The organism is Dactylosporangium sp. NPDC049525, assembly GCF_040676755.1.
Classification (GTDB): Bacteria; Actinomycetota; Actinomycetes; order Mycobacteriales; family Micromonosporaceae; genus Dactylosporangium.
Genome location: NZ_JBFAPO010000025.1, coordinates 1 through 12,093, shown reverse-complemented (window position 1 = coordinate 12,093; position 12,093 = coordinate 1). Strand labels below are relative to the sequence as shown.

Sequence of the window (12,093 nt, the reverse complement as noted above, 5' to 3'; positions counted from 1 at the left end):
CCTCCTCGCTACGGCTTGAAACCGTTGTCTTGCAACGTCTTCGCGGCGCTCTGCGCGTACGACCAGTCAGCGATGCCCTCCGGTGTGCTGGTCGCGTTCTGCACACCCGCCTTGCGCCGGTTCACCGCATCGGTCCACTGACCGGCCTGCGGCACGCCGTCCGGGGTGAGGATCGGCTGCAGCTTCGCCATCACGTTCTTGGCCAGAGCGGTGCTGGTGTCATCGGCGGTACCGGAGCTGGACAGGCCCGCCGCGACGTACTTCAGCGCCCGGTCGGGGTTCTGGGTGTACACCTTGGCGCCCATGATGGTGCCGGTGACGAACGCCTGGATCGCCGCCGCGCGTTTCTGCAGCAGTGACTGGGTGGTCCACACGCTCCAGTCCATAGTGGGCAGGTCGCCGAAGTCGCCCAGGACGTTGAGTCCCTGCTGCTGGGCGGCGAGCAGGCCGACCGCGGAGACGACGGCGGCGTCGTAGGCGCCGCTCTTGATCGCGGCGAGCTCCGACTGGTCGTTGACGCCGCCGGCCGCGGAGAAGCTCACCTTCGCCGACTTCGCGTCGACGCCGTGACGCTGCAGCACGGAGGTGGTGTCGGCGACGAGGGTACCGGTGGTGCTGTAGACGCCGACGACCTTGCCGGCCAGCCCGGCGTAGTCCTTGATCTCGGGCTTCGCCACGACCCAGTAGGGGCCGAGCGGGGTGGCGGTGTAGATCGCCTTGAGCGGGGCGCCCTGCAGGGCCGCGTTGATGCCGGGCGAGGCGGCGTGGGCGATGTCGAGCTGCCCGGCGATGAGCGCCTGCGTCGCCTGCGGCGAGTTGAGCACCTTGATCTCGACCTTCAGGCCGAGGGCGGCGTAGAAGCCCTCGCCGTTGGCGATCTGCACGAAGTTGGCCGGCGCAACCTGGCTGCTGGCGAACGCGACCTGCAGGGTGCCGAGGTCGGGGGTGCCGGATCCGGTCACGGCGGGGCCGGAGCCGGTGTCGTCGTCGCCGCACGCGGCAACCAGGGCGAAAACGGATATCAGCGCGATGACGGTACGCGTCAGGCGCCGCGGGGCGTGCTGCAGCATGGCTCGAGCCTCCGGAGCGGGGGTACGGGTGGGGTGTTGGGGGTGCGTCACTCGGAGCGGTCACGGGCGGCGATCCAGGGCGCGAACCGGCGCTCGAGGCGGCCGGCGGCGAAGGAGAGCAGCAGCCCGGTGGCGGTCATCACGAGCACGCCGACGTAGACGAGGGCCGAGTCGAACACCGAGCCGGCCCGCACGATCATGTAGCCGATGCCCTCGTTCGCCGAATACAGCTCGGCGACGAACACCATCGTCAGCGCCCGGATGACGCCGAGGCGCAGCCCGGCCATGATGAACGGCACCGCGGCGGGCAGGATGACCTTGCGGAACACGGCCGCCTCGCCGGCGGTGAACGAGGTCGCCATCTCCAGGAGATTGCGGTCGACCTCCCGCACGCCGGCCTGGGTGTTGATGATGATCGGGAAGATGCCGCCGAGGACGACGAGGGCGATGTTGGAGGCGACGCCGATGCCGAAGAACAGGATCAGCACCGGCAGCAGGGCGACGGCGGGGGTCGAGTAGAGCGCGATGATGTACGGCTCGACGGTCGATCGCACGAGCCGGTAGCGACCGATGGCGAGCCCGATCGGGATGCCGGCCGCCACGGACAGCAGGAAGCCCAACAGCAGGGTCTTGCCGCTGAAGGCGAGGTTCGGGTAGATGGTGCGGCTGACGGCGAACACGTCCCAGCCCCGCAGCCAGATCTTCGACGGGGAGGAGAAGAACAGCGGGTTGAGCCAGCCCTGCCGCGCGCCGAGCTCCCAGCCGGCGATCAGCAGGACCAGCAGCACCAGCGGCGGGGCGACGGACTTCATCCGGGGGGTGAACCGGGTCCGGCGGCGGGCGGGGGCGACGGGTGCGGGTGCCGCGGCGGCGACCGCCGGGGGTTGTTGGGTCAGGGACATCACTGGCTCCGATCTACCGCTCGCCGGCTTCGGCGAGCGCCCGCGTGACGAGCCGCCGGTGCTGCACGAACTCGGCGTCGGTCTCGAATTCCTCGGTGAAGGTGCGCGGGCGGGGAAGGTCCACGCGGACCATCTCGCTGAGCATTCCGGGGCGGGCCCGCAGCACGAGGACGACATCTGACAACAGCACCGCCTCCTCGATGGAATGCGTCACGAAGAGCACCGTCTTGCGGTCCGCCTCCCAGATGCGCAGCAATTCGCGCTGCATCGCGGTGCGGGTCATCATGTCCAGCGCCCCGAACGGTTCGTCCATGAGCAGCAATTGCGGCCGGATGCTCAACGCCCGGGCCAGCCCGACCCGCTGGCGCATGCCGCCGGACAGCTGCGCGGGATAGTGGCCCTCGAAGCCGGTCAGGTTCGCGACGTCCATCGCGGCCTGGGCGCGGGCCCGCCGCTCGCGCCGGGGCACGCCGTGGACCTCGAGGCCGAACTCGACGTTGGACAGCGCCGTCCGCCAGGGCAGGAGGTTGGCGTCCTGGAAGACCATCGCGTGGGCCCGGCTCGGCCCGGTGACCCGGTTGCCGCTGGTGTGCACGGCGCCCGAGGACGGCGGGATGAGCCCGGCGATGATGCGCAGCAGCGTCGTCTTGCCGCAGCCGCTGGGTCCGAGAATCGACACGAACTGCTGCGCCTCGACGGTGAAGGAAACGTCGCGCAGCACCTCCACGGCGTTGTTTCCGCGGCCTTTCGCCGGGGGGAACCGGTGCGACACCGATTCGACGCGCACCGCCCCGGCGAGATCCACCGCGATGCCTGTTCCTGAGTCGGTCAGCGCCACGTCGATCCTTTCCGTTCCCGAAGGCTTTGCCTGGGACGAGAATGCTCCGCCGGGGAATGCGGCTGAAGGATCCGCACTGCTTTTCTGGAGGTCGGAAAAAGCGTTCAGACGATCCGGGTGTGCAGGGTGCCGACCGTTTCCGCGCGCACCGACACGGTGTCGCCGCGGCGCAGGAACCGCTGCGGATCGCGGGTGTCGGCCGCCGTGCCGGCGCCCGTGCCGCCGCAGACGACGTCGCCGTCGACGAGCGTGAGGTCGCGGGAGAGATACGCGACGATCTCGGCGAACGAGAACACCATGTCGCCGGTGCTGAACCGCTGCCGCAGCTCGCCGTTGACGTGGGTCTCGACGTCCACGCCGCCCGGGTCGGCCCCCACGAGGATGCACGGGCCCAGCACGATCGAGCCGTCGAAGTTCTTGGCGAGGTTGTACGACATGGGCCGGGGTGTGCCGCGGGGCTCGTCGCGCAGGCTCAGGTCGTTGGCGAGCGTGATACCCCAGACGTGCGCGGCGACGTCGTCCGGCCGCACGTCCCGGGCGTTGCCGCGCAGGACGATCGCCACCTCGGCCTCGTAGTCCAGGCACGCGGTCCGCGCGGGCACCGCCACCTCCCCGCCGTCGCCGGGCACCCGGTCCGGCACCTTCCAGAAGCCCCACTGGCCCTGTTCCCGGGCCCGCCGGGTCACCTCGTCGAGGGTTGCCTCGGGGTCGAGCATGCCGCGGAGATGCTCGGCGTAGTTGCCGCCCGCGCAGGCGATCCGCTTGCCGGGCCACGGGGCGTGCAGGACGGGATCGGGCACGACCCCCGCCCCGGTCCGCGCCGCGTGCTCGACGGCGGCGCGGGCCCGGTCGAGTGCGGCCTCGCCGGCGGCGATGAAGTCCCGCAGCCCCGACGGCACGTGCTCGGCGGCGTCGCCGCGGTGCCGGACCCGGTCGGCGTAGGCCCGGTTGACGTCGACGACACGGTCGCCGTCCAGCACGCCGACCCGGTGGGCGTCGCCGTGCACGACGACTCTCATGGCCGGTCGATCCCGAGCAGCCGCAGCGCGTTGCCGGCGCTGATGGCGGCGATCTCGTCGGGGCTCAGCGGCAGCCGCTGCACGAGGTCGATGGCTCGCGGCAGCAGCGGTGACAGCGGCGGCGCGTCGGCCCCGAGGACCAGGTGGTCGGCGCCGACGGTCGCCACCGCGCACATGAGCGCCGGGGCGTGGTAGCTGACCGTGTCGAAGTACAACTGGCGCAGGTATTCGCTCGGCGGCCGGGTGATCCGCATCGGCTCGTAGGGGCCGAGGAACGCGGCCTCGTCCCGTAGCTCGTACGCGTAGTCCAGGCGCCCGACGACCTCGCAGATCCCGCCGCCGAGGTGCGCCCCGACGATCGTGACGTCCGGGAACTGCTCGAGCACGCCGCGCACGATGAGCCGGGCCAGGGACAGGCACTCGTCGAACGGCCGGCCGACGCTGGAGGCGAGGCGGTAGTCGCGCATGTGTTCCTCGCCCGGGCCGGTCCGCGGCGCGTGCAGGAAGACGGGGATGCCGAGGCGGCTGACCAGCTCCCAGAACGGGCGGGCGGCGTCCGCGTCCGGGTACACGCCGTCGTGGCTGGAGTTGATCAGCACGCCCTTGAGGTGGTACTCGGTGACGGCCCGCTCGAGCTCGGCCAGGAACCCGTCGCCGCCGCCGGGAATCGTGCTGGCGAAGGCGACGACGCGGTCGGGGTGGCGGCGCTGTACCTCGGCCGCGTACTCGTCCCAGCGCTGCACGCCGGCCAGCGCCCGGTCCATCGGCAGCCCGGCGAGGCTGTGAATGGTGTTGCTGACCACGCTGAGGTCAACGCCCGCCGCGGCGTGGATGTCGAGGTAGCTGTCGAGCGCGAACGGCGAGCGTCCGCTCCACTGCCGGGCGGCGAGATCCTCGGGCGGGTACACATGGCCGTGCCAGTTCACAATCATCGTGGATGCTCCTTCGCTACAGCCAGCGCGGCGGCTGCGGCCGCGTCGGGTCGTCTGCCCGCCCGACGAGCCAGGCCAGGGCGTCCGCGGCGGTGCCGCGCACAGTGATCGCGGCGTCGTCCACGCCAGTGGTGGCCCCGCCCAGCGCCCAGACCCGGGTGCGGTCCGCGGGCCGGATGAGCACCGCCGGGCAGCCGTCCCGGGTGGTGAGCGCCGGCACGATGTCGTCCAGCAGCGCGTCGACGACGTCGCCGGGCACGGTGCCGGGCGGCGCGCCGAGGTCGACGGCGTGCAGGTACACCTCCCGGACCCGCAGCCAGGGAATCTCGCTCGCCCGGATGGTCCGGCCGGTGGCGCTGCGAACCGGGGCGAGCCAGGTGTCGTGATCCAGTTCGCCGAGCGCGGCGTCGAGAGCCGCGGCGGTCTTGCGTAGGTCGTCGCGCAGCACCGCCGCGGGCGCACCGGCCGACGCCGCGATCTCGGCCGCCCGCTGTTGCGGGTCCCGGTACATCGGCGTCTCCACCCCGGTGCGGGCCCACGCCGCCAGCCGTCCGAGCGCCTCGGCGTTGCGCGCCAGGTGCCCGATCACGTGCGCCCGGGTCCAGCCCGGCAGCAGGCTCGGCCCGCCCAGGTCGGCATCGTCCAGCCCGGCCACCGTCGCCGCCACGAACGCCTCGCCGGCGCGCATCTGCTCCAGCACCGCTCAGCCCGCTCGGCAGATGTTGCGCAGCTCGCCGACGCCGTCGACGCGGGTCACCAGTTCGCTGCCGGGCCTGAGGTACCGCGGCGGCTTCCGGGCGTGCCCGACCCCGCCCGGAGTGCCGGTGGCGATGAGATCCCCCGGCGCCAGCGTGATGATCGCGGAGAGGTACACCACCAGCGCCACCGGGTCGAAGACCAGATCGGCCGGATCGGCCCGCTGCATCAGTTCACCGTCGACCGTGCAGCTGAGCTCGCCCGGCTCGACGCCGGTCACCAGCCACGGCCCGACCGGCGTGCTCGACTCGAACGTCTTGCCCTGCAACCATTGCAGCGTCCGGTACTGGAAGTCGCGGGCGGTCACGTCGTTGACGACGGTGTAGCCGGCGATCGCCGCGCGGGCCGTCTCGGCGTCGGCATGACGCACCTCGGCGCCGATCACCACGCCGAGCTCCGCCTCCCAGTCGACCTCGGCCGAGCCCGCCGGCAGCACCACCGGATCGTGCGCGCCGACCAGCGCGCGGCCGAACTTGCCGAACACCGTCGGATACGCCGGCAGGTCGCGGCCCATCTCCTCGATGTGCGCGCGGTAGTTGTGCCCGACGCAGAAGATCTTCTCCGGGTTCGGCACCGGCGGCGCGTAGTCGAGCCCGTCCAGCGCATGACGGGGGCCGGTCGCCGCGGCCGCCTCGGCCCGCCAGTCCGGCCGCTCGAGCAGTGCGCGCAGATCCGGGTGGCCGAGCTCGACCGCACCGTCCTCGTCGACGCGAACCGCGCGGGTGCCGCCCGCCGTACGGATCGTGGCCAGCCTCATCGGTCCGCCTCCCGCTCGTCGCCGGAGCGGTCCAGTCCCAGCGCCTCGAACACGGGGTCGTCGCTGAAGCGGAACAGGTCCATGCCGTCCGCCGTCTCCAGGGTCCAGGGCACCCAGGACGGCACCGCGAACAGGTCCCCGGCGGCCACCTCGTGCCGCAGCCCGGCGAGCGTGACCGCCCCGGCGCCGTCGAACACCTGCCACACCGCCGAACCCGCGACCCGCCGGGCCGCCGTCCGCGCGCCGGGCGCGAGCCGGTGCATCTCCGTGCGGATCGTGGACAGCGCGTCGCCGCCGGTGCGTGGGTTGGTGTACCGGACCGCGGCGTGGCCGTCACCCACCACGCCCGGATGCCCCTGCGCCGCGAGCTCCAGCTGGGCCGCGAGCGCGGCGTCCGTGTGCTCCCACCGGTAGGCCAGCAGCGGCGACGCCGGCCGCGCGGGCACTCCTACGGGGCGAAGCCCCGGGTGTCCCCACAGCCGCTCGTTGCGCGACACCGCCGGCGTCGCGGTGGTCGCCAGCGTGTCCGGCCCGAACTCGAAGAACCCCGCGTCGAGGCCGCGCACGAGCGGAATGTCCAGCCCGTCGAGCCACGCCATCGGCGCGCCGGTCGTGTTGTGGTGCTCGTGGAAGTGCATGCCTGGCGTGAGCAGCAGATCACCGCGGCGCATGGCGACCGGGTCGCCCTCGACGTTCGTCCACACGCCCTCGCCCTCCACGACGAACCGGAACGCGGTCTGCGAGTGACGGTGGGCCGGTGCCTGCTCACGCGGCCCGAGATACTGGATCGCCGCCCACAGCGTCGCCGTCGCGTACGGGGCACCGCCGAGCCCGGGATTCGCCAGCGCGATGGCCCGCCGCTCCCCGCCCCGCCCGACGGGCACCAGCTCGCCGCTGCGCTCCGCCAGTCCGTAGACGTCCTTCCAGCGCCACACCGCCGGCACCGCATCGGGCTGCGGCGTCTCCGGCATCAACCCCTCCCGCTGTGTCCACAGTGGATTCAGGTCGGCGTCGGCTAAGTCCTGATACAGCTGGTCAAGGGCGCTAGGCTCACGGGTGCTCACGGCGGCAACGTATGACCCCTGTGAGCAGGGCGTCCATCAACACGGGCGCTTTTCCGCAGGGCGGAACCCCGCCCCGGCCCAGCCGGTGGGGCCCCGTGCGCGGCGTCCTTGATACGCACCGGGCTCATACTTGGTGACGGTTCGACTCCGGGTGGTTGCGTTGAGGGAATGGCGGTCGGCATGGCTTCGAGTGACGACATCGAGCGGGCGATGCAGCACCGGATCGCGGAGGAGCGGAAGCAGAAGAGCAACGAGGAGCGGCTGCTCGCGGAGCGGCTCACCGCCGGAGCGCAGGCCGCACAGGGGTTCATCGAATTGATGCGGAAGCGCGGCGTGGAGCCGGACCCGATCTACCGGTACGAACAGGTCACCACATACGGCAAGACCTTGATCTTCCGGGAGACCAAGAAAGGCAAAACCATCGATCGGTATGAGCTGGCCGATCGCGGGTGGGTCGTACGGTGGAGCGTGAATGAGTACAACGAGCCGTGGTTGATCAAATACCTGCGCCCGGACGGGCTCCTCGGTGACTGCGAAATGCGGCCGTGGCCCAATCTGGCGACACAGAACCGCTACTACCGCTGCGACATCCCCGCGGAAGGGCTGATGGAAGGGCCGTCGCTGGGCCAGCCGAACGCGCGGCGGGTGCTCTGCCTGAAACGCTTCGGCAACGACGGACCGCGCAGTCCCAGCCTGACCGTCGGCGAGTACGCCATCGCAGCCCAGCACTACCTCATGGCGCGGTGAGGGCTTCGGTGGGGGCGAGCCGCGCGGCGCGGATTGCCGGGTACAGGCCGGCGACCGCGCCGGTGACCAGTGTGAGCGCGACCCCACCGGCGGGCACCCAGACGGGCACGACGGGCGGCCACGACCTACTGGTGGCGTACAGGGCAGTCACCGCGATACCGAGCAGCGCTCCCCGGCGCCGCCGAGTGCTGACAGCAGCAGCGACTCGGGACAGGAACTGCAGCCGGATCTGGCCCTGGGTGGCGTCGAGGGAGCGGCGTAGCCCGATCTCGGCACGGCGTTCGAGGACCGAGATGATAAGGGCTACGCCCACGACTCGACCCGTATGGCGTTGCGGCGTCGGGGGATCCGGCACGTCATCCCGCAACGCAGCGATCAGGTCGCCCGCCGTGCGGCCAAGGGCAGCAACGGCGGGCGGCCGCCGGACTTCGACAAGGCCCTCTACAAGCAGCGCAACGTCGTCGAGCGGTGTTTCAATCGGTTCAAGCAGTGGCGCGACCTTGCCACCCCCTACGCCAAAGCGCCAGCCTCTACCGCGCCACCCTGGTCCTCATCGCCGCCGTCATGCGGCTCCCATGATCGGCAGGACACCCCTAGGGCGGAAGACAGCAGGCTGATGCTCGCGGTCGACGTGAGCCCGTGGCTGCGACCGGATGCGGCGACAGCCCGGACCGGTTGTTCTGCCACGTCTACGGCTGGGCCGCGATGCCGAGCAGTACATTCCAGGCTAGCCGTAATCGTTCGTCCTCGAGCCGGTCGGTCGTCGTGTTTTGCGATCCTCGACGCGGTCCGGCTCGGACCGCACGACGACGTCGCCGAGGTCACTGCCGTCCAGGTCCGCGCGGTGGCAGAACGCCTCATCGCTACCGGGCAGTGGCAGGCCGCCTATCCGGACGTGCTGGTCGTGTTCGACGCCGCTACGGCATGACCAGGCTAGCGTTCCTGCTCGCCGATCTGTGCCGGTCGAGGTGCTGGGCAGGATACGCGCCGACCGCGTACTGCGGCTGCCGGCACCACCCCGCGAGTCCGGCTTGGGTGGGCGCCCGCCCAAGCACGGCAACGAACCCGGCTCACCTACGCCGAGACGCGCCCCGACGGTGGTCACGACGACCAGCACTACCCGCTACGGCACCGCCATCGCGATCGGCTGGGATTGCCTGTTGTCTGTGTAAAGGAGCCATGATGGTAAGCAAGGAGCGCGCCGGCGCTGGTGTTGCGGGGATATTCCGAGGTTGATTTGTCGGAATGACCGACGACCGGCTGCATCCCCGGCTGACCCACCGAGCCGCGCGGCTGGACCATCCTGGTGACCTGCCGGTCCTAGGTCGAACGAATGCCCGGTGACCACGACCCGAAACCGGTGTGACCACGGTCATCCCGCACTCGCGCGGCACGTCGCATGTGGGCAGACTTTGGCAGGCATACCTGCGCCGCCTCGACCTCGAACAGACAAGCAGCCTCAGCTACCAGCGCGCATGGCGGGGCTGCTCAATCGGGCATCGGAGGCTGACGCACCTTTTGGTGGATGCGATGCACGTGACGCGCCGACTGCTGCGTGGCTGGATGCTCCGTACCCAACGTGCGCTCACGAATTCGTAGCACCCGCTCGTGCAACGCCAGCGCCGATTCATACTGTCCGAGCCCCTCCAGAGCACCGGCCTCGTTGTTTAGAGATTGCAGCGTGTCGTAGTCGTCCGTGCCTAGTGTCTTTTCCCGGATTGTGCGGATCATCTGGTGCAGTTCGAGGGCTGCCACGACGTCCCCGGCGCTGGCGTAGGCATTCGCCAGGGCGTTAGCCGCCTGAAGGGTGCTCGCGTCCTGCGCTCCGAGCGTCGCACGACGAAACTGCCACACATCGACGAACATCGCTATTGCCAGCTGATGGTCACCGACGACTGCCAGCGAACGGGCGAATAGGAGCTGGACCTCCAGCGTTGCCGGATGTGAAGTCCCCAGGGCTGCGCTGCGGCCGGCCAGGACGGCCTCGAAAACCATCCGCGCAGCTTCGGGCCGGTCGCCTCGAAGCAACGTGCGCCCAATTTCGACGATATTCTCGATGGTCTCTACGTAGGCGTAGGGAGGGCCAGCGTGGACCGGTGGGCTGGGCTGCGCTGGCGCTTCCTCGCGCGCAGCAGTGACTCGGTACCACGCCTCGACGCACGCCTCCACGAGTTCGTCGGCCGCGCCGCAGGCTTTCACGTACCGCTCAACGAAGTCCCTGGTCGGAACTTTTTCGCTGTTGTTAAAAACGTCGGAAATGGCCGATGGGCTAGGGCCATTGTTGCGATGGATGTCGCGGTATGAAGGCTTCGGAGCCTTTAGCCGCATCAGCCGGAGGAGCTGGTGAAGATCAGCGAGCGTCTGCACCTGAGATGGATCCGGTGCGATCTTGTGCGGCTGAGGTGGCATCGAGTGACTCCGTGGTGTTCGGCGGTGTTCTGAACTGTCCGGAAGCGTACGCCGCCGATCTGATCACGCCATCCTCCTGTTCGGTGAGCATCGGCGAACGTGCGGCGGCCGGAGCGTGTTGTTCCCTTTTGTGCGGGCTGCGGCGTCCTATATCAGCAATGTGTGCGGAATTCTTCAGCCGGATGGTCAAAACAGGGGCGAACGTGGCTAGCTGGTCTCGCCCTTCCGGGCTCATCGGTCTTTGTTCCGAGGAGCGGAGAAAAGTGATGGAATTCCTGTTGCAGCTGGACACGGTCATCTGGTGGCTGCGCGACGACGGTCCGGCTTCAGAGCTCGCCAACGGGTTGCGGCTGGTCTCGGCGTTGATCGGGTTCGCGCTAACTGCAGCGCTGGCGTGGCGGCGCGTCCGTCGTTTTGTCCGTCGCCGTGTCGCTCGTCGGCGTGAGGTCACCGACGTTGCGAACGAAGCTGCTGGACCGGCGTCAGAAAGCTGATTCTCGAATCCTGCAATTTGTGCGGCATCGGCGTCTGTCGAGTGTTTGAATACGCGCGGACGGTCGAGCGCGTTGTGTCGCTCCCCCGTCCGCGACGTTCTTCGGATCTTGAAGGGTGGGCGGTGCCGGATGAATCACGACGAGGTCAGCGATCAGGCGGCGGCGTATGCGACGCCGTCAGCTGAGCTTCCCGGTGCTGGCGCGGCGAGGTCCTTTGGAGCAATCCTGCCGAGTTACGTCGGCGTTCGCGAGGACGTCATCACGCTGGTCGCGAGCGAGCGGCCAGCGGGCCCGCGACGGATATGGGGATCGAGGCCATGACACCCGAGTTCAGGACCGACCTGACCGACGCGCTGGGCACGCCACGGCCTGAACCCGCCGGGTGGGGCCTTGGCAGGGCTCTGCGCCTGGCCACGGGCGTTCGCGAGGACGTTCTGGCCAGTGCGCCCAGCGAACAGGCCCGTTACACGTCGATGGGCGGTGTCGTCGTCGGCGCCGCGGTCATGGCGATGCTGTCGATGGCAGCCGCGCTGTACTGGGTGTTCGGCGGCTTCCAGCCGTTCACCCTGGTCGCGATCCCGGTGTGGGGGCTGTTCATCCTGAGCCTGGACCGCTGGCTGATGTCCTCGACGTCCTTCGGCCACGCTGGCCAGGCCGCCCGTAAGCTGCTACCCCGCCTGCTGCTGTCGCTCGTGCTCGGCGTGATCCTGGCCGAGCCGCTGCTGCTCGGTGTGTACAACACGGCGATCAACGAACGGGTCGCCAAGGACCGGCAGGAGGAGCTGACCACCCGGGAGAGCAACCTGCGCACCTGCAACCCGGTGCCCGGCACGGCCGAGGCGAGCGACCCCGCCGCGAGCGACCCCAAGTGCGAGGACTTCCGGCTGTCGTTCGGCGGTGACTCGCCGGCGGCGTTGCTGAGCCAGGTCAACGACCTGACCAAGCAGCGGGACGAGCTACAGAAGGTCGTGGACACCGACGCGGCGAAGTACGCCAAGCTGACCGAGGAAGCGCGGCTGGAGTGCAACGGCACGCCGGGCCCGGGGCGCACCGGCAGGGTCGGGGTGGGCATCAACTGCACCCGGCTGCGCAACGAGGCCGACCA

Annotated in this window: 14 protein-coding genes and 1 pseudogene; 5 read left to right on the top strand and 10 right to left on the bottom strand. The window is 70.1% G+C overall.

The genetic code is table 11. The annotated features are described in order from the left end of the window. Positions 1 to 8: 8 nt before the first annotated feature. From AB0K00_RS30655 to AB0K00_RS30620, 8 genes are all read right to left on the bottom strand, one after another. Complete coding sequence (locus AB0K00_RS30655) at positions 9 to 1,070, bottom strand: ABC transporter substrate-binding protein (protein WP_363527162.1); 1,062 nt, start codon at positions 1,068 to 1,070, stop codon at positions 9 to 11. 47 nt (positions 1,071 to 1,117) lie between these two features. Further along, on the bottom strand, positions 1,118 to 1,972 hold the full coding sequence (locus AB0K00_RS30650; protein ID WP_363527159.1) for an ABC transporter permease: 855 nt from the start codon (positions 1,970 to 1,972) through the stop codon (positions 1,118 to 1,120). 13 nt (positions 1,973 to 1,985) lie between these two features. After that, positions 1,986 to 2,810 carry an ABC transporter ATP-binding protein gene (locus tag AB0K00_RS30645; RefSeq protein WP_363527156.1) on the bottom strand — a complete coding sequence of 275 codons (825 nt, stop codon included), beginning with the start codon at positions 2,808 to 2,810 and terminating at the stop codon, positions 1,986 to 1,988. Between the two features lie 104 nt (positions 2,811 to 2,914). Further along, complete coding sequence (locus tag AB0K00_RS30640; RefSeq protein ID WP_363527153.1) at positions 2,915 to 3,829, bottom strand: fumarylacetoacetate hydrolase family protein; 915 nt, start codon at positions 3,827 to 3,829, stop codon at positions 2,915 to 2,917. After that, complete coding sequence (locus tag AB0K00_RS30635) at positions 3,826 to 4,761, bottom strand: amidohydrolase family protein (RefSeq protein ID WP_363527150.1); 936 nt, start codon at positions 4,759 to 4,761, stop codon at positions 3,826 to 3,828. The genes AB0K00_RS30640 and AB0K00_RS30635 overlap by 4 nt, the downstream gene beginning before the upstream one ends. A gap of 16 nt (positions 4,762 to 4,777) precedes the next feature. Further along, the gene (locus AB0K00_RS30630; protein WP_363527147.1) at positions 4,778 to 5,461 is read right to left on the bottom strand and encodes a maleylpyruvate isomerase family mycothiol-dependent enzyme; all 684 of its coding nucleotides are present in this window, start codon (positions 5,459 to 5,461) and stop codon (positions 4,778 to 4,780) included. 3 nt (positions 5,462 to 5,464) lie between these two features. Beyond that, positions 5,465 to 6,274 carry a fumarylacetoacetate hydrolase family protein gene (locus tag AB0K00_RS30625; RefSeq protein ID WP_363527144.1) on the bottom strand — a complete coding sequence of 270 codons (810 nt, stop codon included), beginning with the start codon at positions 6,272 to 6,274 and terminating at the stop codon, positions 5,465 to 5,467. Beyond that, a complete protein-coding gene (locus AB0K00_RS30620) occupies positions 6,271 to 7,338 on the bottom strand; it encodes a cupin domain-containing protein (RefSeq protein ID WP_363527141.1) in 1,068 nt (355 codons plus the stop codon). Before AB0K00_RS30620 ends, AB0K00_RS30625 begins: the two co-directional genes overlap by 4 nt. A gap of 168 nt (positions 7,339 to 7,506) precedes the next feature. Here AB0K00_RS30620 and AB0K00_RS30615 point away from each other — a divergent pair, with 168 nt between their 5' ends. Then, a complete protein-coding gene (locus tag AB0K00_RS30615) occupies positions 7,507 to 8,085 on the top strand; it encodes a hypothetical protein (RefSeq protein ID WP_363527138.1) in 579 nt (192 codons plus the stop codon). On the opposite strand, the gene AB0K00_RS30610 is transcribed toward AB0K00_RS30615, so the two are convergent. Next, positions 8,072 to 8,398 carry an ABC transporter permease gene (locus tag AB0K00_RS30610; RefSeq protein WP_363527135.1) on the bottom strand — a complete coding sequence of 109 codons (327 nt, stop codon included), beginning with the start codon at positions 8,396 to 8,398 and terminating at the stop codon, positions 8,072 to 8,074. The genes AB0K00_RS30615 and AB0K00_RS30610 overlap by 14 nt on opposite strands. On the opposite strand from AB0K00_RS30610, the pseudogene AB0K00_RS30605 reads away from it, so the two are divergent. Further along, positions 8,381 to 8,664: pseudogene (locus AB0K00_RS30605) on the top strand (transposase); the annotation flags it as partial. The gene AB0K00_RS30610 and the pseudogene AB0K00_RS30605 overlap by 18 nt on opposite strands. Before the next feature lie 37 nt (positions 8,665 to 8,701). Continuing rightward, positions 8,702 to 9,013: a transposase gene (locus AB0K00_RS30600; RefSeq protein WP_363527132.1), complete on the top strand. Its 312-nt coding sequence runs from the start codon at positions 8,702 to 8,704 to the stop codon at positions 9,011 to 9,013. 560 nt (positions 9,014 to 9,573) lie between these two features. Here AB0K00_RS30600 and AB0K00_RS30595 read toward each other — a convergent pair. Beyond that, positions 9,574 to 10,452, bottom strand: coding sequence for a tetratricopeptide repeat protein (locus AB0K00_RS30595; RefSeq protein ID WP_363527129.1), 879 nt, complete (start codon positions 10,450 to 10,452; stop codon positions 9,574 to 9,576). A gap of 53 nt (positions 10,453 to 10,505) precedes the next feature. Here AB0K00_RS30595 and AB0K00_RS30590 point away from each other — a divergent pair, with 53 nt between their 5' ends. Next, the gene (locus AB0K00_RS30590; RefSeq protein ID WP_363527126.1) at positions 10,506 to 10,988 is read left to right on the top strand and encodes a hypothetical protein; all 483 of its coding nucleotides are present in this window, start codon (positions 10,506 to 10,508) and stop codon (positions 10,986 to 10,988) included. A gap of 317 nt (positions 10,989 to 11,305) precedes the next feature. Continuing rightward, a partial coding sequence (locus tag AB0K00_RS30585; RefSeq protein ID WP_363527123.1) for a DUF4407 domain-containing protein occupies positions 11,306 to 12,093 on the top strand: 788 nt, incomplete at its 3' end.

What these genes read in the sequence shown, in the direction of transcription:
- AB0K00_RS30655 (WP_363527162.1), bottom strand. Translation starts at nt 1,070, where the DNA reads ATGCTGCAGCACGCCCCGCGGCGCCTGACGCGTACCGTCATCGCGCTG.
- AB0K00_RS30650 (WP_363527159.1), bottom strand. Translation starts at nt 1,972, where the DNA reads ATGTCCCTGACCCAACAACCCCCGGCGGTCGCCGCCGCGGCACCCGCA.
- AB0K00_RS30640 (WP_363527153.1), bottom strand. Translation starts at nt 3,829, where the DNA reads ATGAGAGTCGTCGTGCACGGCGACGCCCACCGGGTCGGCGTGCTGGAC.
- AB0K00_RS30635 (WP_363527150.1), bottom strand. Translation starts at nt 4,761, where the DNA reads ATGATTGTGAACTGGCACGGCCATGTGTACCCGCCCGAGGATCTCGCC.
- AB0K00_RS30625 (WP_363527144.1), bottom strand. Translation starts at nt 6,274, where the DNA reads ATGAGGCTGGCCACGATCCGTACGGCGGGCGGCACCCGCGCGGTTCGC.
- AB0K00_RS30615 (WP_363527138.1), top strand. Translation starts at nt 7,507, where the DNA reads ATGGCGGTCGGCATGGCTTCGAGTGACGACATCGAGCGGGCGATGCAG.
- AB0K00_RS30600 (WP_363527132.1), top strand. Translation starts at nt 8,702, where the DNA reads ATGCTCGCGGTCGACGTGAGCCCGTGGCTGCGACCGGATGCGGCGACA.